Raw genomic sequence first — 23145 nt, 5'->3', positions numbered from 1 at the left:
CTTCGCCCCCCACCACTCGTTGTTTCACGTGAAACATCGTCGGTCGCATGGCCGGTCGGCCAAAGGACGTTTCACGTGAAACACACCTGGATGCCCGCTGTCGCCCAGGGCAGGTCGAGCAGCTCCAGCTCCTGACCGGGGCGGGCACCTCCGGGCGGTACGACGGCAAGGGCATCGGCGGTGGCGATGCCGCGGAGCATAGCGGGACCGTTGTAGTGCAGCGGCACGGCATCGTCCCCACGCAGGGCGACCGGAACGAGCCGGGTGTCGTAGGGGTGCCCGTGCACCGCCTCCCGCAGCGGCATCGCGTACGGCTCCGGGGCGGCGCGTCCGGCGAGGGTCCGCAGCAGGGGCTCGGCGAGCGTGAACAGCCCGGAGACGGCGGCCAGGGGATTGCCGGGGAGACCGACGAGGTGCTGATCCTGCTTGATACGGGCCAGCAGCATGGGATGGCCCGGACGCACCTTCACGCCGTCGACGAGGAGTTCGGCCCCGAGGCGGCGCAGGATGGGGTGGACATGGTCGACGGGTCCGGCGGCCGTGCCGCCCGTGGTGACGACGAGGTCGGCGGAGGACTTCTTCACGGCCCGGTACAGGGCGTCGGCGTCGTCCCCGATGCGGCGTACGGCGGTGATCTCGGCGCCGAGTGCCCGGAGCCAGGACGGCAGCATCGGCCCGAGGGCGTCCCGGATCAGGCCCTCGCGCGGGAGCCCGTCGGTGAGCAGTTCGTCGCCCAGGACGAGCAGTTCGACGCGTGGGCGGGGGAGGACGCTCAGGGTGTCGTACCCGGCGGCCGCCGCGAGTCCGAGCGCGGCGGGGGTGATCTGGGTGCCGAGCGGCAGCAGTTGGTCGCCGGTGCGGCACTCCTGGCCCCGTGGGCGGATGTCCTGCCCGTGGGCCAGGTCCCGGGTCGGGTGCAGTCGCCCGTTGTCGTCGGTGAGGCCGTGTTCGCTGCGCAGGACGGCGGTCGTGTCGAGCGGGATACGGGCGCCGGTGGCGATCCGGACCGCCTCCCCGTCCGTGAGCCGCCCGGGCTCGGAGTGCCCTGCCAGCACACCGTCCGCCCGTACCTCCCAGGGGCCCGGGCCCGCGACCGCCCAGCCGTCCATCGCGGAGGTGTCGAAGGAGGGGAGGTCGGTGAGGGCGGTGAGGGGGGCGGCGAGAACGAGGCCGAGCGCCTTGTCGACGGTGACCGACACGGGGGCCCGGCGGCCGGCCGAGCGGGCGGCGCGCTCGGCGACGGCCCGGGCCTCGGGCCAGGAGGTGGCCTTGTGGGGGGAGTCGTCCTTGGCCCGGTGCGCGTCGGCGCGGTGTGCGTCGGCCCGCTCGGTCGTGGGTGTCTCGCGGGAGGAGCGGGGTTCGCCCGGTCCCCGGACGGCCCTGTCGTTGGCCACGGCCAGCGCCTCCTCCACGTCGAGTTCCTCGGCGTCCTGGGCGGTCATCCGGCGGCCGGACCGGTGTCCTGGCCGCCGCCGGGCGCGACCGCGGGTCCGGTGTCCGGCTTGGCGTCGGGGGTGTCCTCGGCGGCCCAGCTCAGGGCCAGGGCGGACGCCTTGCGGGCGGCCTCGGTGACCGCCTCGGGGCCTCCCCCGGCCCGGGCGGCGGCGTAGCCGACGAGGAACGTGGTCAGCGGGGCGGCGGGCCGGGCCACGCTGTGGGCGGCGTCACGGGCGAGGTCGAGCAGCTCGGTGATGTCGACGTCCAGGTCGATCCCCAGCTCGTCCTTGACTACGGAAATCCATTCATCCAACACGTGGCCATGCTCCCTGATCCGTGCGCGGGCGGCGGCGATGTCGTCCCAGGTGTCGCAGTCGAAGGACGCGAGGGGGTCGGTGATACGGGTGAGGCGCAGCGCGGCGGTCAGCCGTCGCAGAGGGAGCCCGGTGAGCCCGTCGTGCTCGGCGGCGAGCCGGGCCAGCTCACGGCGCAGGGCCTCGGCCCGGTAGACGGCCACGAGGGGCTGGTCACGGCCGTCGGGGTCGGTGACCAGGACGCCGTCGGCCTGGCCCGCACCGGTCAGGAGCGCGTCGAGCAGCCGCCGCACCGCCTCCTCGTCCAGGAACGGCAGATCGGCGGAGAGGACGAGGACGTACGGCGCGGTGGTGTGCCCGAGGCCGGCGCCCAGCGCGGCGAGAGGGCCGCCTCCGAGAGGTTCTTCGCGGGCCCACAGCACGGGCCGCGCGGTGGGCCGGGGGTCGGCGACGACGACGGTCGCCCCGGCCCCGGCGCAGGCGGTCAGCACCCGGTCGAGCAGGGCCCGTCCGCCCACGCGCACGGCGGGCTTGTCGGCGCCGCCGAGCCGCCGGGCGGCTCCTCCGGCGAGCACGACGGCGTCGAACGCCTCGGTACCGGGGCCGCCCGGGGGCTCGTACGCGGTCACCCTCCGAGTATGCGTGCCTTCACGATCACAGGGAACGCGAGGAGGCCGCGCAATCACGGAGCGGACCGGGGGAGTCGGTGATCAGAGCGTGCGCAGCAGCACCGCCGGCTGTTCGACGCAGTCCGCCACGTACCGCAGGAAGCCGCCCGCCGTGCCGCCGTCGCACACCCGGTGGTCGAAGGTGAGCGAGAGCTGGACGACCTGTCGTACCGCCAGCTCGCCCCGGTGCACCCAGGGCTTGGGGACGATGCGGCCGACGCCGAGCATGGCGGCCTCGGGGTGGTTGATGATCGGTGTGGAACCGTCGACGCCGAACACGCCGTAGTTGTTCAGCGTGAAGGTCCCGCCGGTCAGCTGGCCCGGCGTCAGTGTCCCGGTCCGGGCCGCCTCGGTCAGCTGGGCGAACTCGGCGCCGAGCGACTCCGCGTTCCTGGTGTGCGCGTCCCGTACGACGGGCACGACCAGCCCCCGTTCCGTCTGCGCGGCGAACCCGAGGTGCACCCGGTCGAGCCGTACGACCTCGCGGGCCTCCATGTCGACCGTCGAGTTCAGCTCCGGAAAACGGGCCAGCGCGGCGGTGCAGATCCGGGCGAGCAGCGCGAGGAGGGAGATCTTCGGGCCGCCGGCGGCGTTCATGGCGGTGCGCGCGTTCATCAGTTCCGTCGCGTCGGCGTCCACCCAGCAGGTCGCGTCGGGGATCTCGCGCCGGCTGCGGGAGAGCTTGTCGGCGACGGCGCCCCGGACGCCACGCAGGGGGACGCGGGTGCCGGGGGCGGCTGTCGCGGCGGGCTGTGCGGCGGGGACCGCGACGGGCCGCACGGCCGGTGCCTCCTGCGCCTGCGGCACCCGGGCCGAGGGCGCGGCGGACCGCAGCGCGTGCTCCACGTCCGCCCGCAGGATCAGCCCTTCGGGGCCGGAACCCTTCAGTTCCCGCAGGTCGAGGCCGTTCTCGCGGGCGAGGCGGCGGACGAGCGGGGAGATGACCGGCACGGGCCCGTCCGGGCGCGCCGGAGCAGCCGCTTCGCCCGGGCGTGACGGAACAGCCGCACCGTCCGGGCGTGACGGAATAGCGGCCGGGACGGGCACCGGCACGACGGACCGCGCGGGCTCCCCCGGCCGCACCCTCCTGCGGCGCGCCGGAGGCGCTCCCGTGCCGTATCCGACCAGGACGTTGCCGGAGCCCTCGTCCTTCTCCGCTCCGGCCGCGCCCGCGTGCCCGGCGGAACCGTCGGCGACCGGCGCCCCCACGGCCACCGTCAACAGCGGTGCCCCCACGGGCAGTTCCGTGCCCTCCTCGCCGAAGCGGGCGGTGACGACACCGCCGTAGGGGCAGGGGACCTCGACCATGGCCTTGGCCGTCTCGACCTCGACGACCGGCTGGTCGATCGCGACGACGTCCCCGACCTGGACCAGCCAGCGGACGATCTCGGCCTCGGTGAGCCCTTCGCCGAGGTCGGGCAGCTTGAACTCCAGCACCTGGGCCATCAGTTCTCCGTCTCCCACTGCAGGCGCCCCACGGCGTCCAGGATCCGGTCGACGCCGGGCAGATGGTGCCGCTCCAGCATCGGCGGCGGGTAGGGGATGTCGAACCCGGCGACGCGCAGCACGGGCGCCTCCAGGTGGTGGAAGCAGCGCTCGGTGACACGGGCCGCGATCTCGCCGCCCGGGCCGCCGTAGGAGCCGGACTCGTGGACGACGACCGCGCGCCCGGTCCGCCGTACCGACGCGGCGACCGTCTCGTCGTCGAAGGGCACCAGGGAGCGCAGGTCGACGACTTCGAGGTCCCAGCCCTCGGCCGTGGCCGCCTCGGCGGCCTCCAGACAGACGGGTACGGACGGGCCGTAGGTGATCAGGGTGGCGCTGCGGCCGGCGCGGCGCACGACCGCGCGGCCGATGGGCTCCACGGGCTGGGGCTCCTCGGGGTTCCAGGAGTCCTTCGACCAGTACAGGCGCTTGGGTTCCAGGAAGACGACGGGGTCGTCGGAGGCGATGGCGGCGCGCAGCAGGCCGTAGGCGTCGGCGACCGTGGCGGGCGTGACGACATGGAGCCCCGGAGTCGCCATGTAGTACCCCTCGGAGGAGTCGCTGTGGTGCTCGACGCCGCCGATGCCGCCGCCGTACGGGACACGGATGGTGATCGGCAGGGGCATCGCCCCGCGCGTGCGGTTGCGCATCCGGGCGACATGGCTGATGAGCTGCTCGAACGCCGGGTAGGCGAACGCGTCGAACTGCATCTCCACGACCGGCCGGAGCCCGTACATGGCCATGCCGACGGCCGTGCCGAGGATGCCCGCCTCGGCGAGCGGGGTGTCGGTGACCCGGTCCTCGCCGAACTCCTTCGCGAGCCCGTCGGTGACCCGGAAGACACCGCCGAGGGCGCCGACGTCCTCGCCCATGACGTGCACGGTGGGGTCGGCGGTCATGGCGTCGCGCAGGGCGCGGGTGAGCGCCTGCGCCATGGTGGCGGGCTTGAGCGCGACGGTGGTCATCGGTGCGCCCCTTCTTGCTCCGCCGCCAGCTCGGCCCTGAGCAGGGCTTCCTGTTCGCGCAGTTGAGGAGTGGGTTCGGCGTAGACGTGGGCGAAGAGGTCCATGGGGTCGAGCACCGGGTCCTGGTTCATGCGCTCGCGCAGGTCGGCCGCCATCGTCTCGGCGGCCTCGCGGGCGACCCGGACGCCGTCCTCGTCGAGGAGGCCGCGCTCGGTCAGCTCGTGCTCCAGGAGAGCGATCGGGTCGTGCGCGCGCCAGGTCTCGACCTCGTCGGCACCCCGGTAGCGGGTCGCGTCGTCGGCGTTGGTGTGGGCGTCGATGCGGTAGGTCACCGCCTCGACCAGGGTGGGGCCGCCGCCCGCGCGCGCGTGGGCCACGGCTTCGGCGAGCACCTGGTGCACGGCCGCCGCGTCGTTGCCGTCGACCAGACGGCCCGGCATCCCGTAGCCGACGGCCTTGTGGGCGAGCGACGGGGCGGCGGTCTGCTTGGCGAGCGGGACGGAGATCGCGAAGCCGTTGTTCTGGACGAGGAAGACGACCGGGGCCTGCCACACGGCGGCGAAGTTGAGCGCCTCGTGGAAGTCGCCCTCGCTGGTGCCGCCGTCGCCGACCAGGGCGAGCGCCACCACGTCGTCGCCCTTGAGCCGGGCGGCGTGCGCGAGGCCCACGGCGTGCGGGAGCTGGGTGGCGAGCGGGGTGCACAGGGGGGCCACGCGGTACTCGTGCGGGTCGTAGCCGGTGTGCCAGTCGCCGCGCAGCAGCGTGAGCGCCTGCACGGGGTCGAGGCCTCGGGCGACGGCGGCGAGCGTGTCGCGGTAGCTCGGGAAGAGCCAGTCCCGCTCTTCGAGGACCAGCGCGGCGGCGACCTCGCAGGCCTCCTGGCCGGTGCTGGAGGGATAGACGGCGAGCCTGCCCTGCTTGGTCAGGGCCGTGGCCTGCGTGTTGTAGCGGCGGCCACGCACCAGCTCCGCGTAGAGCCGGCGCAGCAGCGCGGGGTCGGCGTCGGCCGCCGCGTCGGTGCCGAGCACGCGGTACGGCAGGGCGTCGGGCAGCAGCGGCGCGGGGTCCGTGCGGGGCTGCCAGGCGGGCGGCGGTGTCGGGCGGTACGCGCCCCGCTGCTCCATGACCGTCATACGGCACCTCCTCGTGGGAGTGGCTCCGGGACGCGGCACGGCTGTGACGCGTCTCACCTACCGATTGTTCGGTCGTTGACGCATTTTGGCTACAGGCACCCTCAGGCTGTGGACAAACGGTTCTGCACAGCCTGAAATGAACGCAGTACGTCCATGGTAGGGAGGCAGGGGCACATGGCGCCTGAACAAATGGCCGAGCCGCCGGAGCACGGCCCGGCCCTGCCGCCCCCGCGACCGCTGGACGCCGTAGATCAGGACATCCTGCGCATGCTCCAGGCCGACGGCCGCGCCTCGATACGGTCCGTCGCCGAACGCGTCCATGTCTCCCGTGCCAATGCCTACGCCCGTATCAACCGCCTCATCGAGGACGGCGTGATCCGCGGCTTCGGGGCGCGCGTGAACCACGAGCGCGCCGGCAAGGGCACCTCGGCCTACATCACCCTCAAGATCGTGCAGAACTCCTGGCGCACGGTCCGCGACCAGCTGCGCCAGCTGTCCGGCGCCGCCCACATCGCGCTGGTCGGCGGCGACTACGACGTCCTGCTGCTGGTGCACACCTCGGACAACCGGGCCCTGCGCGAGGTCGTCCTCACCAAGCTCCAGGCCATCCCGGAGGTGCTCAGCACCCGGACACTGCTGGTGTTCGAGGAGGAGGACGTCGAACCGGAGGGGTGAGAGGAAGGCGTGGAACAGGCCGGGCGCCCCACCCCGCGCGCGGGCGCACGGGCTTCCCGAGGGCGCTCAGTCCTGGGCGCGAAGTCCCGAGAAGACCAGGTGCGCCACCGCTTCCGACACTTCCCGCTCGCCCATGCCCCGTCCGTCCGGCCGGTACCACTCCACGATGGAGTTGATCATCCCGAAGACGAGCCGGGTCGCGAGCCGCACCTCCACGTCGCCGCGCACGTCCCCGTCGGCGGCGGCGGCCTTCAGCAGCTCGGCGACCCGGTGGTCGAACTCGCGGCGCCGCTCCAGCGCCCAGCGCTCGGTGTCGGTGTTGCCGCGCACCCGCAGCAGCAGGGTCACGTAGGGCAGCTCGTTCATGAGCACCTCGACCATGCGCCGTACGACGTGCTCCAGGCGCTCCACCGCGCGTCCCGCGCGCGCGGGTTCCTCGTCGAGGATGCCGAAGAGCCCGTCCAGCGCCCGGCTGACGGCCCGGCGCAGCAGCTCCTCCTTGCCCGTGACGTGGTGGTATATCGACGACTTGGAGATACCGGCCGCCTTGGAGAGATGCTCCATGGAGGTGCCGTCGTAGCCGCGGTCGTTGAAGACCCGGACGGCGACGGACAGCAGCGTCTCCGGGGTGTACGTGTCGCGCTTGGCGGTGGTCATGAGGAGGTGCCCTCCCGCTTGTCGGAGGCGTAGGCGTGGCGGTACAGCGCCAGGGACGGCGCGTAGCGCCCGGAGGGGTCGCGCAGGTGCAGGTCGTCCAGGAGGGCGTACGCCCAGTTGCGCCCCAGCCTGCGGCTCCATTCGAAGGGCCCCAGCGGGTAGTTGACGCCCAGCCGCATCGCCGTGTCGATGTCCTCCTGGGTGGCCACCCCCTTGGCGACGGCGTCGTGCGCGAGGTCCACGATCCGCGCCACCGTGCGGGCGACGATCATGCCGGGGGCGTCCCCGATGACGCTGACGTCCTTGCCGAGCTTCTGGAAGAGCCCGGTGGCCTCCGCGAGGGTCTGCGGTGAGGTGTCCTGCGAGGCGGACAGGGCGATCCGGGTCGCCCTGCGGTAGTCGAACGCGAGGTCGAAGTAGACGACGTCCCGGAACTCCACGGAGGTCTGCCCGTCGGCGAGGGCCAGCTGGCCGCCGCTCGGCAGGACGAGCCGGGTGCCGTGGTCCTCCTCGTCCTCGCGGACGGAGATGCCCGCCTCCCGGATCAGCGCGAGCAGCTCGGAGGCGGGGCCCAGATCGCCCTCGACGACGACATAGGCGGGCGCCGGGACCGGGTCGGCGGTGTGCGGCTCGGGGCGCTCGGCGCCGTCGGCGTACTCGTACCAGCCCTGGCCCGTCTTCCGGCCGAGCCGGCCGGACTCCACGAGCCGCCGCTGGGCGAGCGAGGGCGTGAAGCGCACGTCCTGGAAGAAGGCCTGCCACACGGAACGGGTGACGGACTCGTTGACGTCCTGCCCGATGAGGTCGGTCAGCTCGAAGGCGCCCATCCTGAAGCCGCCGCACTCGCGGAGGATCGCGTCGATGGTGACGGGCTCAGCGGCCTGCGACTCGTACACCGCGAAGGCCTCGGCGTAGAACGGCCGTGCGATGCGGTTGACGATGAAGCCGGGGGTGTCGGCACAGGCGACCGGTGTCTTGCCCCAGGCACGGGCCGTCTCGTACGCGCGCGTGGCCGACGTGACGTCGGTGGCGAACCCGGAGACGACCTCGACGAGGGGCAGCAGCGGCGCGGGGTTGAAGAAGTGCAGGCCCACGAAACGGCCCGGGTTGCGCAGGGCGCCCCCGATGGCCGTGACGGACAGGGAGGAGGTGTTGGTGGCGAGCAGACAGTCCTCGCCGACGACGCCCTCCAGCGCGCGGAACAGCTCCTGCTTGACCTCCAGCCGCTCCAGGATCGCCTCGACGACGAGCCCGCAGTCCGCGAGGTCGTCGAGGCTCTCGGCGGCGTGCAGCCGGGCGCGCGCGGCGTCCCGGTCTGCGCCGGTCATGCGGTCCTTCGCGACGAGCCGGTCCAGCCGGGCGCCGATCGCGTCGGCGGCCTCCCGCGCACGGCCGGGGGCAGCATCGAACATTCGTACGGGATGGCCCGCGACCAGTGCGACCTGGGCGATGCCCTGGCCCATGGTGCCGGTACCGACGACGGCCACGGGGCTGCTGAGGTCGAGTCCTGTCATGTGCGCGATCCTCCCGCACGGGGTTGTCCACAGATGCGGCGGACCCCCTTGTCCCGACCGATCGTTCGGTTACTCTAACTCTGTCCGCATGTTCCTGCCCAGGTCAGAGCCCGACGAAGAGCCCTGACGTGAGGAGTTGGTCACGCATGGCCGCCGAACCGTCCGCGCACGCCCTCATCGCCGAGCATCGGCCCACGCTCGACCAGGCGCTGGAAGCGATCCGCACGCGCGCGTACTGGTCGCCCCACCCCGAACACCCCAAGGCGTACGGCGAGAACGGCAGCCTGGGCATGGCCGAGGGCAAGGCCGCCTTCGACGCCCTCCTGGGCACCCGACTCGACCTCGGCCAGCCCGGCACCGACGACTGGGTGGGCGGCGAGGTCTCCCCCTACGGCATCGAGCTCGGCGTCACCTACCCGCACGCGGACGTCGACACGCTGCTGCCCGCCATGAAGGCGGGACAGCGCGCGTGGCGCGACGCGGGCGCCGAGGCGCGCGCGGCGGTGTGTCTGGAGATCCTCAAGCGGATCAGCGACCGCACCCACGAGTTCGCCCACGCCGTCATGCACACCAGCGGCCAGGCCTTCATGATGGCCTTCCAGGCCGGCGGCCCGCACGCCCAGGACCGGGGCCTGGAAGCGGTGGCGTACGCGTACGCGGAGCAGGTCCGCACCCCCGACGAGGCGCAGTGGAGCAAGCCCCAGGGCAAGCGCGACCCGCTCACGCTCACCAAGCGGTTCAAGCCAGTCCCGCGCGGCATCGCCCTGGTCATCGGCTGCAACACCTTCCCGACGTGGAACGGCTACCCGGGCCTGTTCGCCTCCCTCGCCACCGGCAACGCGGTCCTGGTGAAGCCCCACCCGCGCGCGGTGCTGCCGCTCGCCCTCACCGTCCAGGTCGCCCGCGAGGTCCTCGCCGAGGCCGGCTTCGACCCCAACCTGGTGGCGCTGGCCGCCGAACGCCCCGGCGAGGGCATCGCCAAGGACCTGGCCACCCGCCCCGAGATCCGCATCATCGACTACACCGGCTCGACGTCCTTCGGCGACTGGCTGGAGGCCAACGCCCGCCAGGCGGAGGTCTACACGGAGAAGGCCGGCGTCAACACGGTGCTCGTCGACTCCACCGCCGACTACAAGGGCATGCTCTCCAACCTGGCCTTCTCCCTGTCGCTGTACAGCGGCCAGATGTGCACCACCCCGCAGAACCTGCTGATCCCCCGCGACGGCATCACCACCGACGAGGGCCCCAAGTCCTACGACGAGGTCGTCGCGGACCTCGCCAGGTCGATCGGTGGCCTGCTGGGCGACGACGCGCGCGCGAACGCTCTGCTCGGCGCGATCGTGAACCCCGACGTCAAGGCCCGCCTCGAAGCCGCCGCGTCGCTCGGCGAAGTCGCCCTCGCCTCACGGGAGATCGCCCACCCGGACTTCCCCGGCGCGGTCGTCCGCACACCGGTGATCGTGAAGCTCGACGGCGCGCGGAAGTTCTGGGAGCGGCCCGAGGACGAGGCCGCCTACATGAGTGAGTGCTTCGGGCCCGTGTCGTTCGCCGTCGCCGTCGACTCGGCGGCGGACGGGGTGGAGTTGCTGCGCCGGACCATCGGCGACAAGGGCGCGATGACCGTCGGCGCGTACACGACCTCCGACGAGGTGGCCGAGGCCGTCGAGGAGGTCTGCCTGGAGGAGTGCGCGCAGTTGTCGCTGAACCTCACGGGTGGGGTGTATGTGAACCAGACGGCGGCGTTCTCGGACTTCCACGGGTCGGGTGGCAACCCCGCCGCCAACGCGGCGTTGTGCGACGGGGCGTTCGTGGCGAACCGGTTCCGTGTGGTGGAGGTGCGGCGCGAGGCGTAGGGGGTCGCATGGGGCGTGGGAGCGGCTGCGGGTCCGTTGTGGCTGATCGCGCGGTTCCCCGCGCCCCTTTCGGGGCGCTGCGGCTCAGGTGTCTCTAGGAAGCGCCCAAGCTCCAGTGGTACAGCGTCATCGCCACGCTGGTCGCCAGGTTGTAGCTGGAGACCTGGGGGCGCATCGGGAGGGACAGCAAGTGGTCGGCCCGGGCGCGGAGTTCGGTGGAGAGGCCGCTGCGTTCGGAGCCGAAGGCGAGGACGGCGTCGTCCGGGAGCTTCAGGCCCCGGATGTCGTCGCCCTCGGGATCGAGCGCGAAGAGCGGACCCGGGGGCAGATCGGCTACCTCCAGGTGCTCGACGGCGGTCGCGAAGTGCAGGCCCGCCCCGCCACGGACGACCGTGGGATGCCAGGGGTCCAGGGTGCCCGTGGTGACCACACCGGTCGCACCGAAACCGGCGGCCAGCCGGATCACGGCCCCCGCGTTGCCCAGGTTGCGCGGGTTGTCGAGGACGACGACGGGGGCGGTGCGCGGGGTGTGGGCGAGCACCGCCAACTGGGCCGCGCGCGAGGGGCGTACGGCCAGGGCGGCGACGGCGGTGGGGTGCGGGCGCGGCACGAGGGTCCGGTACGTCTCCTGCGGGACCTCCTGGAGGAGGTCCGCGAGCCGGTCCCGTACGTCCGGCGCCAGATCGTCGGCGAGGGCGAGCGCCGCCGTGCGGTCGGCGGTGACGGCCACCGGCACGTCGGCGCCGAAGCGCACGGCGTGCTTGAGCGCGTGGAATCCGTCCAGCAGGACGGCGGTGTCGGCGAGGCGACGCCAGGTCCGCAGGGGGGCGTCGGTCGGCCCGTCCTCTGCGCCGCTCACCGGATCGCTCACCGGATCGTTCATGCGGTGAAGCCTACGCGGGCCTGCTCGGCCGTCCCCGTCCCCTTCTTCTCGGTCTCCGCCTCCGTCTCCGTGTCCTGCGGGAGCGGTGGCCGTTGCGGGTCACGCGGCCCCGGGACCGGGAGGGCCCGCCTTGGCAGCACACGACGTACGACACGCTCACGCGCGCGTGCCACCAGGCCGCCCAGGCGCTTCAGGAAGGACGTCGGCAGGAAGACGGCGTCGGCGGTGATCATCGCGAGCGAGAAGAACGGCAGGCCCAGCACGACGGCGATCACGGCGTGCTCGGTCATCATGACCGCCAGCAGGACGTTCTTGACGCGCCGGTTGAAGAGCGTGAACGGGAAGGCGACCTGCACGATCACCGTCCCGTACGTCACCAGCATCACCATCGTGCCGCTGGACGTCATCAGGTCGGAGAGCGCGGCCCAGGGCGAGAAGTAGTCCAGGTGGAGCGGGTAGTAGGCGGCCGTGCCGTCCTGCCAGCGCCCGCCCTGGACCTTGTACCAGCCGGCCGCCGCGTAGATCAGACACGCCTCGGCCATGACCACGACCAGGACGGCGTTGTGCGTGAGGTTGCCGACGATGTCGAGCAGCACGCGCGGCTTGGGGTCCGATTCGATGCGTCCGGCGGCCCACCACAAGCCGTGCACCGCCCACAACCCCCAGAAGAACGTCAGCCAGCCGCCCAGTAGACCCCCTGGAATCAGACCGCCGAACGTCGCCACCAGCAGCGCGAACCCGAGCACGCACCACAGGGCGGGACCGACCCGGTCCTCCGGCGCCCTGCCGTCCCGCTCCACGCGCTCGCGCGTGCGCCGTGCGCGCCGTGCGTCCAGCGACCAGACCTGGGCGCAGCGGACGAAGACGAGATAGATCGCCATGAGGTGGAGGACGTTGTCGCCGCCGTCGCCCATGAAGACGCTGCGGTTCTGCAGCGAGAGGACGCCCACCATGAAGAGCACGCTCATCGCGCGGGTGCGCCAGCCGAGCAGCAGAAGGAAGCTGGACAGGACGGCGACGGCGTAGACGATCTCGAACCACACCATGCTGTCGGACCACATCAGCACCGTGAAGGCGTCGTTGTCCGCGGTCAGCCGCTGGGCCAGCTCCCAGCTCCAGGGCCCCTGGGGGCCGTACAGCTCGCGTCGGTGCGGGAACTCGCGCAGCAGGAAGAACAGCCAGGTCACGGAGAAGCCGATACGGATGATCGCGCTCTGGTACGGACCCAGCGCGCGATCCGAGACACGGGTGATGCCGTTGGCTATCGCGGCGGTGAGACGCCCCGTCGGGCTCACCGGCCGGACCGGGCCGGTCGGGCTCATGGAGCTCATTCGGCGCTCGCCTCCGTCCGACCGGTGACGCTCCGGCCGGCGCCGGCCGCGTTGGCGGCGGCGTCCGTCCGGTCGTTGTCGGTCACCGACCACCAGGGCAGCTCACGGACGACGGGCTTGTCGGACACCTTTTCCTCGCTCCACTCGGGCGACGGCACATTGGTGCTACGGGACCGCAGCTGGATCCGCTCGATCACACCGTCGGACCCGCCGGCCTGCTCGCGGTCGAGGCGCATCACCACGATGCGGCGCACATAGCGCTCGGACAGATCGCCGCGCGACGAGGTGGCGCGGTGTTCGCCGTCATGCGTGGCGACATAGAAGTCCCAGGCCCGGCGCAGCTCGTTCTGCTGGGTGTGGCTCGGCAGCGGATTCCGGTCGATCGCGGCGCCGTCCAACGCGGACAGGTCGTACCAACCGGTCTCGCGCGTCCCACCGTCCGGGGTACGGACCTCGGCGCGCGCCTGCACCGCGATGTTCTGCTGCAACGGGTTCGGCGCGAACAGCTTCCAGTTCTGCTCGAACTCCGGGTACACCCACTCGTCCACCGCCCGACCGTGCTGCTTCGTCAGCGTGTTCGAGGGCGCGATATGGAGGAACAACAGCCCGAGATGCGCGCAGGTCGCCACCGCCACGACCGCGAGCACCAGGGCCACGGCTATCTGGTACGGCAGGGTGAGCGCGCCGATACCGGAGACCGGCTGCGGCGGGCGCGAGGACGCGGGCTCAGGCGTGGGCGCGTCCGAGGCTGGGTCCGAGGCCGGGGCCTGAGCAGGGATCGAGATCGAGGTCGAGACCGGCGGCGGGTCGGAGGCTGGGTCCGCGTCGGAGGCGGGGTCCGGGTCCGAGTACGGGTCCGGGTCCGGGGTCTGCCGGGGAGGGCGGGCCTGTGGGGGCCCGTCGCTCGCGGAGGCGGAGCCCTCGGGCTCGTCCGGCCCTCGCCGGGCGCTCGAGACCTCGTCGTTCGCGTCCATTCCGCCCCGCTCCCCGATTCCCACTCACCGGTCCACTTCCCCACCGGAACTTACTCAGCCGCGCACCTCCGGCACAGCCCCGACAGCCACAGCAGTCACATCGTCACACCGCTCACACGGCACCCCTGAGGTTATCCACAGCGGGGGACACCTTACGGCGCGGTGTGGTCCGCCTCTCTCCCGCAAGCCGCCCCCGACCGCTCCGCCGCCTGCCCGGCCCGCCCGGACCGCCCGGACCGCCCCGTTGTCACCCGACCAGCGCCTCGGCCCCGCCGCACCATTCCCTTCTTCTAGAACCTGTTCTATCTTGACGCCCCGTCATCGGCGACACGGAAGGGGCGGGACCGTGGACTTCACCTTCACCGAGGAGCAGCGGGCGGCGACCGAGGCGGCACGGGCGGTGTTCGCCGGGGTCGCGCCGGACGGGATACCGAGCCCGTCGCTCGTACCGGGTGCCGTGGCGGACGACTTCGACCGCGCCCTGTGGGCGAAGCTCGCCGACGCGGACCTGCTGAGCCTGCTGCTGGACCCCGCGTACGGCGGTTCGGGCCTCGACCCGATCGCACTGTGCCTGGTGCTGCGCGAGTCGGCGAAGGTGCTGGCCAGGGGGCCGTTGCTGGAGAGCAGCGCGGCAGCCGTGGCCGTGCAGGCGCACGGGAGCGAGGAGCTGAAGGCGGAGTTGCTCGCACGCGTCGGCCGGGGCGAGGTCGTTCTGACCGTCGCCGCGCACGGCCGCACCGGCCACGATCCGGCCGAACTCGCCGTGTCCGCACGGCGGGACGGCGACGGCACCTGGGTCCTGGACGGCGTGCAGACGGCGGTGCCCTGGGCGCACAACGCGGACTTCGTCGTCGTCCCCGCGACGGTCGCACCCGAGTCGGTCGCCCCCGGCCTCGCCGACGACGGCGCCGAGGGGGACGCGACCGCTGCCGCCGACGGCCGGGCCGTGCTCGCCCTCGTTCCCCGCGCCCACGAGGGGGTGACGCTCGCCGAGCAGATCTCCACCACCGGGGAACGGCTGGCGGAACTACGGCTGGAGTCGGCACGGATCGCCGCGCGGGACATCATCGACGCGGAGGGGGCGTGGGAGCGGCTGCGGGAACTGCTGGCCACCGGGACGTGCGCGCTGGCGCTCGGGCTGGGCGAGCGCGTACTCGACATGACCAGCGAGTACGCCGGCAAACGGGAACAGTTCGGCTTCCCGATCGCCTCGTTCCAGGCCGTCGCCGTACAGGCCGCCGACCGCTTCATCGACCTCCGTGCGATGGAGGCGACACTGTGGCAGGCCGCCTGGCGGATCACCTCCGGTGCGGGGGGCGCGCTGCCCGCCGCCGGAGATGTCGCCGTGGCCAAGATCTGGGCCTCGGAGGGCGTACGACGGGTCGTGCAGACCGCGCAGCATCTGCACGGGGGCTTCGGCGCCGACGTCGACTATCCCCTGCACCGCTATCACGCCTGGGCCAAGCACCTCGAACTCTCGCTCGGCCCCGCGGCGGCCCAGGAGGAAGCACTGGGCGACCTTCTGGCGGCACACCCACTGACCTGAGCGCCGCGCACGCCGCGACTCGGGGCGCGCACACCCTGCCCGCGCGCCCCCACCCGCCTACGGTCCCCGCGCTCGTTCGCTAGAGAACGAACCCCGTTCCGCCCTTGTCGTCCACCACCGGACGTCCGGCGGCCGCCCAGACCTGCATGCCGCCGTCCACGTTCACGGCGTCGATGCCCTGCTGGACGAGATACATGGTGACCTGCGCCGAACGCCCGCCCGAACGGCAGATCACATGGATCCTGCCGTCCTGCGGAGCCGCCTCGGTCACCTCGCCGTAGCGCGCCACGAACTCACTGATGGGGATGTGCAGCGCCCCTTCGGCATGACCCGCCTGCCACTCGTCGTCCTCCCGGACATCCAGCAGGAAGTCGTCGTCCTTGAGGTCTCCGACCTCGACCGTGGGCACACCAGCTCCGAAATGCATGCGTACGACGCTACCGGACCGGACAGCCGTCGGCCCGAGCCCTCGACGGTCCGACCGGACGGCGCAGGCAGAGCGGGGCACGGCACACGGCAGGTCAGAGCAGACCTCCCCGGACTGTCCGGACTGTCCGGACAGTCCGGGCTATCCGTCCTGGCCGAGCAGTTCCGCCAGCTCCGCTTCCCGCTGTTCGACCTCCGCCAGCAATTGGTCGGCGATCTCTTCGAGGAGGCGGTCGGGGTCGTCCGGGGCGAGACGGAGCATCGAGCCGATGGCGCCTTCCTCCAGCTCGCGGGCGACGAGGGCGAGCAGTTCCTTGCGCTGGGCGAGCCATTCGAGGCGGGCGTACAGCTCCTCGGCGCGGCTCGGCCTGCGCTCCTCCGGCACGGGCCCGGCCGCCCACTCCGCGGACAGCTCCCGCAGCAGCGCCTCGTCACCACGCCCGTACGCGGCGTTCACCCGCGATATGAACTCGTCCCGCCGCTCCCGCTCCTTGTCGTCCTGTGCCAGGTCGGGGTGGGCCTTGCGAACCAGCTCGCGGTAGAGCCTGCGGGCCTCGTCGCTCGGGCGCACCCGCTCCGGGGACCGCACGGGCTGGTCGGTGAGCATGGCCGCGGCCTCGGGGAACAGACCGTCCGAGTCCATCCAGCCGTGGAACAGCTCCTCCACGCCCGGCATGGGCATGACCCGGGCCCGCGCCTCCTGCGCCTTGCGCACGTCCTCGGGGTCACCGGTGCGCTCTGCCTTCGCCTCGGCGATCCGGGCGTCCAGCTCGTCGAGCCGCGCGTACACGGGGCCGAGCTTCTGGTGGTGCAGCCGGGAGAAGTTCTCCACCTCGACCCGGAAGGTCTCGACGGCGATCTCGTACTCGATCAGCGCCTGCTCGGCCGCCCGCACGGCCCGCTCCAGCCGCTCCTCGGGCCGCCCGGAGCCGGCGCCCTCGGCGGACGCCGCGCCCCCGACAGGCGCCGCGCCTTCGACGGGCTCCGTGCCCTCCTCGGGCTCCACAGGCTCGGCGGGGCGCTCGGACGGTGTCTGCTCGGCTTCCGGGGTCGTCACCCGACCCAGCCTAGGCCACGGCTCCGAGCCCCACCGAAAGCCACCGGAGACCTGCGGACGCAGGGGCGAAGGCCTGCCCCGTATGCGAACCCATGTCCGGCCCCAGATCCGGACTCGTATCCAGACTCGTATCCGGAACCGCACCCCGACCGTGTCCGGAACCCCGGCCGCCCCGAGGGCCCTCCCTCAGACCCCCACCTCCGCCGCGATCCGCCCCGCCCGCACCGCCGCCACCAGGTCCGCGTGGTCCGCCTCCGTGCGGTCCGCATAGGTCACGGCGAACGTGGCCGTCGCCTCGTCGAGTTCGTCGTTCTTGCCGCAGTAGCCGGCGATGAGGCGGGGGTCGGCGCTGTGGGCGTGGGCGCGGGCGAGGAGGGCGCCGGTCATACGGCCGTAGTCGTCGATCTGGTCGGCGGCCAGCGCCGCGGGGTCGACGCTGCCCTTGCGGTTACGGAACTGGCGTACCTGGAAGGGCAGTCCGTCGACCGTGGTCCAGCCCAGCAGTATGTCGCTGACGACCTGCATACGCTTCTGGCCGAAGACCGCCCTGCGTCCCTCGTGGTCCACCTCCGGCACCTCGAAGCCGGCGGTCGCGAGGTGCGGCTCCAGCGCCGAGGGACGGGCCTCCTTCACCTGGAGGACGAGCGGTTCCCCGCGGTGGTCCAGGAGCAGCACGACGTACGAGCGGGTGCCCACGCTACCGGTGCCGACCACGCGGAAAGCCACATCGTGCACGGCGTACCGGGCGAGCAGCGGATGGCGGTCCTCCGAGAGCGTGGTCAGGTACTGCGTCAGGGAGGTGGCCACGGCGGCGGCCTCCGCGTCCTCCACGCGGCGCAGCACCGGCGGGGCGTCCACGAAGTGGCGTCCGCCGCCCTCGACCGGCCGGGTCGCCTTCGCCGCGAAACGGCCGCTCGTGTTGGCGCGCGCCTTCTCCGAGACCCGCTCCAGCGTGCCCAGCAGGTCGTGGGCGTCGGTGTAGGAGACCAGTTCCTCGTCCGCGATGGCGTTCCACGCGTCGAGCGCCGAGAGCTTGGCGAGGAGCCGCATCGTGCGCCGGTAGGCGCCCGTCGCGTCGTACGCCGCCTTGCGGCAGATGTCCTCGTCGGCGCCCGCCTCGCGGCCGGCGAGCACCAACGAGGCGGCGAGGCGCTTGAGGTCCCACTCCCAGGGACCGTGCACGGTCTCGTCGAAGTCGTTGAGGTCGATGACCAGGCCGCCGCGCGCGTCCCCGTACAGACCGAAGTTGGCCGCGTGGGCGTCGCCGCAGATCTGGGTGCCGATGCCGGTCATGGGCGTGCGGGCGAGGTCGTGGGCCATGAGGCCCGCCGAGCCGCGCAGGAACGCGAAGGGGGTGGCCGACATCCTGCCGACCCTTATCGGGGTGAGACCGGCGATCCGGCCGCGGTTGGACTCCTCCACCGCGGCGACCGCGTCCGGCCGGTCGGTGGTGAGCGTCAGATCCGCGTGCGCGCTGCGGGGCACCCGTGTGCGCAGCGCCTTGCCCTCGTCCTTGGGCGACCCCACCGAGGGCCACCGGGCGAACCCGGGCACCCCCGGCACCCTCGCGCCGGCCCCCGGCGACACCGCGGCCCTCGCCCCGGTCTCCCGGAGTTCCGTCGACTCCGCCTCGGCCACCGGCCCTGCCGTCGTACCGGCCTCGGTCACTCGGACCGCCTCCCCCGCACACGTCATCGCACGAACATCAACTTGTGACGACGGTACAGCCGGTGGCCGAAACACGTCAGACCCTGTGGACAACTACGCGCCCACCGGCCCACACCTGTGGAAAAGCCGCGCCCACCCGCCGCGCTACTCCCGCGCCGCCCCCGCACACGGCCAGCTCCGCGGCAGATGGACCCCGGCCCAGTCCTGGAGTTCCCGCAGCGCCGGTTCCAGCGCGGCGCCGGCCTCGGTCAGGCGGTAGGTGACGCGCAGCGGTGGCCCCGCGTCGACCTCGCGCACCACCAGGCCGGCGGCGCCGAGTTCGGTGAGGCGGTCGGAGAGCATGCGCTCGCTGATGCCGGGGATGGCCCTGCGCAGGTCGACGAAGTGCGCGGGATGCGGCAGCAGCACGGACACGATCGGCCCCGTCCAGCGCTTGCCGAGCAGGGCGAACACACGGGTGATGCCTTCGTCGACCTGCCGGCACTGCCGCGCGCCGTGGATGTCCTGCCGCTGCTCCGCCATGAGGCAAGAGTACTGGGCCCGAGTATGGGGATGAAAAAAAGTAAGTGACTATGCTATCCATAGTCGAGTACGAAAACGAAGCCACTTCTCTTGGAGTGCCCATGGCTACGCTGCTGCATCTGGACTCGTCCGTGTTCCCCCTCGGCGCCTCGACGTCGCGCTCCGTGACGGAGACCTTCCGCAAGGCCTGGGAGGAGCAGCACCCGGACGGCACCGTCATCCATCGCGACCTGCACACCGATCCCGTGCCGCACATCGGCGCCGACGCGCACACCGCCGGTTTCGCGGACCCGTCCACGCACACCCCGGAGCAGGCCGCGGCCTTCGCCGAGCGGGAGAAGCTCATCGTGGAGCTGGAGGAGGCGGACGCGATCCTGATCGGCGCCCCCATGTACAACTTCTCGATCCCGTCGACCCTCAAGGCATGGCTGGACAACGTGGTCCTCATCGGCCGCACCGCCATGAACCCGGACTCGAGGACGAACGGCACCCCGGTCACGGTCGTCGCCAGCCGCGGCGGTTCCTACGCCCCGGGCACGCCGCGCGAGCCCCTGGAGTACGTGCAGAACTACCTGACGGCGGTCCTCTCCGAAGCCCTCGGCCTGGAGGTCGACTTCATCGTCCCGGAGCTCACGATGGCCCCGCACAACCCGGCGATGAGCGAGCTGATCCCGCTCTCGGAGGCCTCCCGCGCCAAGGCCCTCGACGACGCGGTCGCCAAGGCCAAGAGCCTGGCCGAGCGCCTCGCCGCGTAGGGCCGCCGCGTAGGCCCGCCGGGAAACACGAGCCGCGTAGGCCCATCGGAGAACGCGAAGGGCGGCCACCCCACCGGAGGAGCGGCCGCCCGTGCCGTCACGCCGCGTACGTCGCGTTCTGCGCGGTGGTCACCACCTTCTGCCCGTCGGCCTGGCTCAGCAGCCCGGCCGACACCCAGGAACCGACGGTCGACTGCACACGCGCCACCAGCGCGCCCTTGTCCGCGAACGGCGCCCCGGCCCAGATCTCGTCCAACAGCGTCGTGCCGTCGGACTTCGCCGGGTTGGCGACACCCGAGTCGGTGCCGCCGAGGACGACCCGCGGCTCGGAACGCTTGACGTAGGCGTGGGTCGGATCCTCGGTCCCTTCGTGGAAGGGGGCGAACTCCGTTCCGCCGAGCGTGTAGTGCAGCGGCTTCCCGCTCACCGGGGTGAGGGAGGGCAGCAGATCGCCGGAGAGCCCGGCGTTGCGGTACAGCCCGACCGACAGATAGCTCGTGGAGCTGTTCCTTCCGACCAGGTTGACCGGCCCGTAGAACAGCGTCTGGAGCGACGGGTCGTCGAGGGCCTTCTCCACCCGCAGCCGGAACGGGATCGTCACGCGCACGACGTCCCCGGTGCGCCAGGTGCGGGAGGGAATCGTGAAGTAACTCCCCGCCGCCGGAGTGCCGCTCACCGCACTGCCGTTGACGGTCACCCGGAAGCCGGCACCCGCCCAGGACGGCACCCGTAGCCGCAGTTCGAAGGCCGCGCTGCCGCCCCCGATGGTGATCGTGGAGCCCTGCTCCCGGGGGTAGTCGGTGCTCTGGGCTACCGTCACCCCCTTCGCGGACCAGTTCAGCGTGGCGGCGCTGTACAGATTGACGTACAGCGCGCTGCCGTCGGCCTTGGTGAAGTACACCGAGTCCTGGTACTTGGTGGCGCTCTCCATGCCGGTGCCCTCGCAGCAGGTGGTGCCCTGCTTGGGGGTGTAGTCGCGCACATGACCGGGCTTCAGCCCGATGAAGTACGTGACCAGCGGCTTCTCCGCGTCGGCCTTGTCCTGTTTGGAGCCGAGGACCTGGTTGAGCAGGGCCCGCTCGTAGTAGTCCATGTACTTCGGGTCCTGCTCATGGAAGAACAGGCTCCGGCTCAGCTTGAGCAGGTTGTACGCGCAGCAGGACTCGGCGTTGGTGTCGCTGATCGTCCCCGAGATGACCCCGCGCGCCTTCCAGAACTCGGCCGTACTGGTGCCGCCGATCCCGTACATGCGCTGCGGGATCACCATGCCCCAGAAGTTCTTCGCGGCGGTCAGATAGCGCGCCTCGCCCGTGACGTCGTACAGCCGCGTGAGCCCGGTGAAGATCGGGATGTGCTGATTGGCGTGCAGCCCGTCCAGCGTGTCCGTGTTCGCGGCACAGGCGTCGATCAGCTTGTCCAGGTCGAACAGCTTGGCGAGCGCGAGATGGTCCGCCTTGCCGGTGATCGCGTACAGATCGACGATCGCCTCGACCAGGCCCCCGTACTCACCGCTGGAGAAGATGCCCCACATCCGCTGCAGGGTGGCGTCCGGCAGTTTCGACAGCCGGGAGTACATCCAGTCGCACAGGCCCGACGCCAGGTCAAGCGCCCGCGCGTCGTCGACATGGAGGTACGCGTCCAGCAGACCGCGCAGGATCTTGTGCGCGGTGTAGTACGGCGCCCACACGCGCGTGTAGTCGCCGCTGGTCATCGACTCCAGCGCGATGAACTGCGTCTCCGGGTACGCCGCCAGGAACCCGGCGTGGCTGGGAGCGCCCCAGGTGCGGCGCAGGGTGGCGGTCAGTCCGCGCCCGGAGCCGTCCGCGAAGGTGCCGCCGCCGGTCTCGAAGAAGTCGTACGAGGCCAGGTTGCCCCGGCCCGCCGAGGAGGCCTGGGCCCGATTGTTCTGCAGCGAGGTGATCTCCGCGGCGGTCAGCGCCCGCGACCAGACGTTGAACTCGTCGAACGCTCCCGCGAAGACGGGGTCGGTTGGAAAATTGGACCGCCCCAGCCAGTTGTTCGCCAGCGTGCCGAGGGCAGCCGGGGTGAGCGACATCGCCGTGTTCTGCGCCACAGCCGTGCCGTTGACGTAGAGCGTGCCGGTGCCGCCGCCGATGGTGACCGCGAGATGGCTCCACTGGTTGAGCGGCAGCGCGGCGGTGCCGTTGAGGCCCTGCTCCCCGCCGGGCCCGTTGGTGGTGACGGCGAAGCGCGGGAAGCCGCTCCCGTTGCGGGCCGCCAGGTACATGTAGCGGGTGTTGTTGTTGCCGAAGTCGAAGACCCGCGTCCAGTTGGCGTTGTGGGTGGGCTTCACCCAGGCCGACAGGGTGATCGCCGAGGCACCGCCGAGCACGCTGTTCGGCAGGTCGACGTACTGATAGGAGCCGCGGACGTTCTCCTGGGCGGTGCCGAACTTCCCGGTGACGGCGAGCATGCGCGGGTCGGTGCGCAGCGCCGCGCGCACCTCGGTCAGGGCGCCGACCATGTAGCGGATCTTGTCGGAGTACGCCGTGTCCTTGGTGCCGGCGTAGGCCTGGGCCAGCATCGTCAGGAAGTGCCCGGTGTAGTGGCCGCGGAGGTTGCCGTTGGCCTCGCCGTCGAGTCCCTCCCAGCCGCCGGGGGCGACCGCGCCCTTGGTGGAGAGCCCCGCGTTGGCGCGGAAGACCTGCAGCAGCCGGTCGACGTCGTAGCCGCGGCCGTGGTCGAGCATCAACTGACGCTTGTCGGCGAACAGGCCCTGGCCGAGCGTCACGTCCTTGAGCTCGAAGGGCCGCACGGACCAGGTGGACGGCGTCGGAACCGTGGCGGCGGCCGCGCGGCCGCCGCCCGCCGAGAAGGAGACTCCGGGTACGGCCGCGGCGAGCAGCGCGGACTGGAGGAGGAAGCGTCTGGAGAGGGGCGGTGCCATGGTGCGCCTCGTCTCTGGCAGGTGGGGGCGTCGGACAAAGCGAGCATCACGTTCGAAATTGCGAACGTTGTGCGAATGTCCGACCAGAAGATAGGGATGAGGCGATCGAGCGTCAACGGTACTGACGGGTTTCACGAGGCCAGGACCCGCAACCGGGCAGCCATATGCGCTCGCTCGGCACCGTTTCACGTGAAACATCATCCGTATGCCCATCTACGGCGATTCACGCGCTACTGACCCCGACGCCACTCCCGGCCGCGCACGCGGAACACGGCACGCCCCCACGCCGTCCCGCGCCACCGGATACCGAAAGCCCTTACCGAATCCCCTGAGAGACTCCTCACACTTCAGAGCCCTGCGGTTGGCCCGCCCGG

At 72.1% G+C, this 23145-nt stretch carries 19 protein-coding genes; 4 read left to right on the top strand and 15 right to left on the bottom strand.

The features are described 5' to 3' along the window. Positions 1-71 precede the first annotated feature (71 nt). The 5 genes from ABT147_RS14915 to pdhA form a co-directional block, all read right to left on the bottom strand. Positions 72-1442 (bottom strand): molybdopterin molybdotransferase MoeA, encoded by a 1371-nt coding sequence (locus tag ABT147_RS14915; RefSeq protein ID WP_351405770.1) that lies wholly within the window; start codon positions 1440-1442, stop codon positions 72-74. Then, complete coding sequence (locus ABT147_RS14910; protein ID WP_351405768.1) at positions 1439-2380, bottom strand: NTP transferase domain-containing protein; 942 nt, start codon at positions 2378-2380, stop codon at positions 1439-1441. The genes ABT147_RS14915 and ABT147_RS14910 overlap by 4 nt, the downstream gene beginning before the upstream one ends. 81 nt (positions 2381-2461) lie before the next feature. After that, complete coding sequence (locus ABT147_RS14905) at positions 2462-3865, bottom strand: dihydrolipoamide acetyltransferase family protein (protein WP_351405766.1); 1404 nt, start codon at positions 3863-3865, stop codon at positions 2462-2464. Further along, positions 3865-4869, bottom strand: a complete 1005-nt coding sequence (locus ABT147_RS14900) for an alpha-ketoacid dehydrogenase subunit beta (RefSeq protein ID WP_351405764.1) — start codon at positions 4867-4869, stop codon at positions 3865-3867. The genes ABT147_RS14905 and ABT147_RS14900 overlap by 1 nt, the downstream gene beginning before the upstream one ends. Next, entirely contained in the window at positions 4866-6002 is a 1137-nt protein-coding gene (gene pdhA / locus ABT147_RS14895; RefSeq protein ID WP_351405762.1) for a pyruvate dehydrogenase (acetyl-transferring) E1 component subunit alpha, read from the bottom strand. Before pdhA ends, ABT147_RS14900 begins: the two co-directional genes overlap by 4 nt. Before the next feature lie 189 nt (positions 6003-6191). On the opposite strand from pdhA, the gene ABT147_RS14890 reads away from it, so the two are divergent. Continuing rightward, positions 6192-6677: an Lrp/AsnC family transcriptional regulator gene (locus ABT147_RS14890; RefSeq protein WP_319692808.1), complete on the top strand. Its 486-nt coding sequence runs from the start codon at positions 6192-6194 to the stop codon at positions 6675-6677. Positions 6678-6743: 66 nt separating this feature from the next. On the opposite strand, the gene ABT147_RS14885 is transcribed toward ABT147_RS14890, so the two are convergent. Then, positions 6744-7334 carry a TetR/AcrR family transcriptional regulator gene (locus ABT147_RS14885; protein WP_351405760.1) on the bottom strand — a complete coding sequence of 197 codons (591 nt, stop codon included), beginning with the start codon at positions 7332-7334 and terminating at the stop codon, positions 6744-6746. Then, on the bottom strand, positions 7331-8848 hold the full coding sequence (locus ABT147_RS14880; RefSeq protein ID WP_351405759.1) for a 3-hydroxyacyl-CoA dehydrogenase: 1518 nt from the start codon (positions 8846-8848) through the stop codon (positions 7331-7333). The genes ABT147_RS14885 and ABT147_RS14880 overlap by 4 nt, the downstream gene beginning before the upstream one ends. Before the next feature lie 146 nt (positions 8849-8994). Here ABT147_RS14880 and paaN point away from each other — a divergent pair, with 146 nt between their 5' ends. Then, complete coding sequence (paaN, locus tag ABT147_RS14875) at positions 8995-10701, top strand: phenylacetic acid degradation protein PaaN (protein ID WP_351405757.1); 1707 nt, start codon at positions 8995-8997, stop codon at positions 10699-10701. A gap of 94 nt (positions 10702-10795) precedes the next feature. On the opposite strand, the gene ABT147_RS14870 is transcribed toward paaN, so the two are convergent. From ABT147_RS14870 to ABT147_RS14860, 3 genes are read right to left on the bottom strand one after another with little or no spacing between them, the layout of a single operon-like run. Next, positions 10796-11584 carry a TrmH family RNA methyltransferase gene (locus tag ABT147_RS14870; RefSeq protein ID WP_351405755.1) on the bottom strand — a complete coding sequence of 263 codons (789 nt, stop codon included), beginning with the start codon at positions 11582-11584 and terminating at the stop codon, positions 10796-10798. Beyond that, entirely contained in the window at positions 11581-12906 is a 1326-nt protein-coding gene (locus tag ABT147_RS14865) for an HTTM domain-containing protein (protein ID WP_351406015.1), read from the bottom strand. Before ABT147_RS14865 ends, ABT147_RS14870 begins: the two co-directional genes overlap by 4 nt. 5 nt (positions 12907-12911) lie before the next feature. After that, positions 12912-13889 (bottom strand): DUF5819 family protein, encoded by a 978-nt coding sequence (locus tag ABT147_RS14860; RefSeq protein ID WP_351405753.1) that lies wholly within the window; start codon positions 13887-13889, stop codon positions 12912-12914. 346 nt (positions 13890-14235) lie between these two features. Here ABT147_RS14860 and ABT147_RS14855 point away from each other — a divergent pair, with 346 nt between their 5' ends. Beyond that, a complete protein-coding gene (locus tag ABT147_RS14855) occupies positions 14236-15435 on the top strand; it encodes an acyl-CoA dehydrogenase family protein (protein WP_351405751.1) in 1200 nt (399 codons plus the stop codon). A 79-nt stretch (positions 15436-15514) separates the two neighbouring features. Here ABT147_RS14855 and ABT147_RS14850 read toward each other — a convergent pair whose 3' ends face one another. From ABT147_RS14850 to ABT147_RS14835, 4 genes are all read right to left on the bottom strand, one after another. Next, positions 15515-15844 carry a rhodanese-like domain-containing protein gene (locus ABT147_RS14850; protein ID WP_351406013.1) on the bottom strand — a complete coding sequence of 110 codons (330 nt, stop codon included), beginning with the start codon at positions 15842-15844 and terminating at the stop codon, positions 15515-15517. A gap of 159 nt (positions 15845-16003) precedes the next feature. Then, the gene (locus ABT147_RS14845) at positions 16004-16918 is read right to left on the bottom strand and encodes a J domain-containing protein (RefSeq protein WP_351405749.1); all 915 of its coding nucleotides are present in this window, start codon (positions 16916-16918) and stop codon (positions 16004-16006) included. 186 nt (positions 16919-17104) lie between these two features. Then, complete coding sequence (locus tag ABT147_RS14840; protein ID WP_351405747.1) at positions 17105-18613, bottom strand: DUF2252 domain-containing protein; 1509 nt, start codon at positions 18611-18613, stop codon at positions 17105-17107. Between the two features lie 117 nt (positions 18614-18730). Further along, positions 18731-19108, bottom strand: coding sequence for a winged helix-turn-helix transcriptional regulator (locus ABT147_RS14835; RefSeq protein WP_351405745.1), 378 nt, complete (start codon positions 19106-19108; stop codon positions 18731-18733). Positions 19109-19209: 101 nt separating this feature from the next. Here ABT147_RS14835 and ABT147_RS14830 point away from each other — a divergent pair, with 101 nt between their 5' ends. Continuing rightward, positions 19210-19863 (top strand): FMN-dependent NADH-azoreductase, encoded by a 654-nt coding sequence (locus ABT147_RS14830; RefSeq protein WP_351405743.1) that lies wholly within the window; start codon positions 19210-19212, stop codon positions 19861-19863. A 97-nt stretch (positions 19864-19960) separates the two neighbouring features. Here the strand turns inward: ABT147_RS14830 and ABT147_RS14825 are convergent, their stop codons facing one another. Further along, positions 19961-22771 (bottom strand): beta-L-arabinofuranosidase domain-containing protein, encoded by a 2811-nt coding sequence (locus ABT147_RS14825; protein ID WP_351405741.1) that lies wholly within the window; start codon positions 22769-22771, stop codon positions 19961-19963. Between the last annotated feature and the right edge of the window lie 374 nt (positions 22772-23145).

Source organism: Streptomyces sp. NPDC001868 (assembly GCF_040297125.1).
Lineage (GTDB): Bacteria > Actinomycetota > Actinomycetes > Streptomycetales > Streptomycetaceae > Streptomyces.
Note: the sequence above shows the minus strand (reverse complement) of the source record. Positions and strands in the feature narration are given on the sequence as shown.

Bases quoted from the DNA above. Each gene is read 5' to 3' on its own strand.
- ABT147_RS14880 (WP_351405759.1), bottom strand. From the start codon at position 8,848: ATGACAGGACTCGACCTCAGCAGCCCCGTGGCCGTCGTCGGTACCGGC.
- ABT147_RS14865 (WP_351406015.1), bottom strand. From the start codon at position 12,906: ATGAGCCCGACCGGCCCGGTCCGGCCGGTGAGCCCGACGGGGCGTCTC.
- ABT147_RS14885 (WP_351405760.1), bottom strand. From the start codon at position 7,334: ATGACCACCGCCAAGCGCGACACGTACACCCCGGAGACGCTGCTGTCC.
- ABT147_RS14860 (WP_351405753.1), bottom strand. From the start codon at position 13,889: ATGGACGCGAACGACGAGGTCTCGAGCGCCCGGCGAGGGCCGGACGAG.
- ABT147_RS14905 (WP_351405766.1), bottom strand. From the start codon at position 3,865: ATGGCCCAGGTGCTGGAGTTCAAGCTGCCCGACCTCGGCGAAGGGCTC.
- ABT147_RS14890 (WP_319692808.1), top strand. From the start codon at position 6,192: ATGGCCGAGCCGCCGGAGCACGGCCCGGCCCTGCCGCCCCCGCGACCG.
- ABT147_RS14900 (WP_351405764.1), bottom strand. From the start codon at position 4,869: ATGACCACCGTCGCGCTCAAGCCCGCCACCATGGCGCAGGCGCTCACC.
- ABT147_RS14840 (WP_351405747.1), bottom strand. From the start codon at position 18,613: ATGACGTGTGCGGGGGAGGCGGTCCGAGTGACCGAGGCCGGTACGACG.
- ABT147_RS14830 (WP_351405743.1), top strand. From the start codon at position 19,210: ATGGCTACGCTGCTGCATCTGGACTCGTCCGTGTTCCCCCTCGGCGCC.
- pdhA (WP_351405762.1), bottom strand. From the start codon at position 6,002: ATGACGGTCATGGAGCAGCGGGGCGCGTACCGCCCGACACCGCCGCCC.
- ABT147_RS14915 (WP_351405770.1), bottom strand. From the start codon at position 1,442: ATGACCGCCCAGGACGCCGAGGAACTCGACGTGGAGGAGGCGCTGGCC.
- ABT147_RS14835 (WP_351405745.1), bottom strand. From the start codon at position 19,108: ATGGCGGAGCAGCGGCAGGACATCCACGGCGCGCGGCAGTGCCGGCAG.
- ABT147_RS14825 (WP_351405741.1), bottom strand. From the start codon at position 22,771: ATGGCACCGCCCCTCTCCAGACGCTTCCTCCTCCAGTCCGCGCTGCTC.
- paaN (WP_351405757.1), top strand. From the start codon at position 8,995: ATGGCCGCCGAACCGTCCGCGCACGCCCTCATCGCCGAGCATCGGCCC.
- ABT147_RS14870 (WP_351405755.1), bottom strand. From the start codon at position 11,584: ATGAACGATCCGGTGAGCGATCCGGTGAGCGGCGCAGAGGACGGGCCG.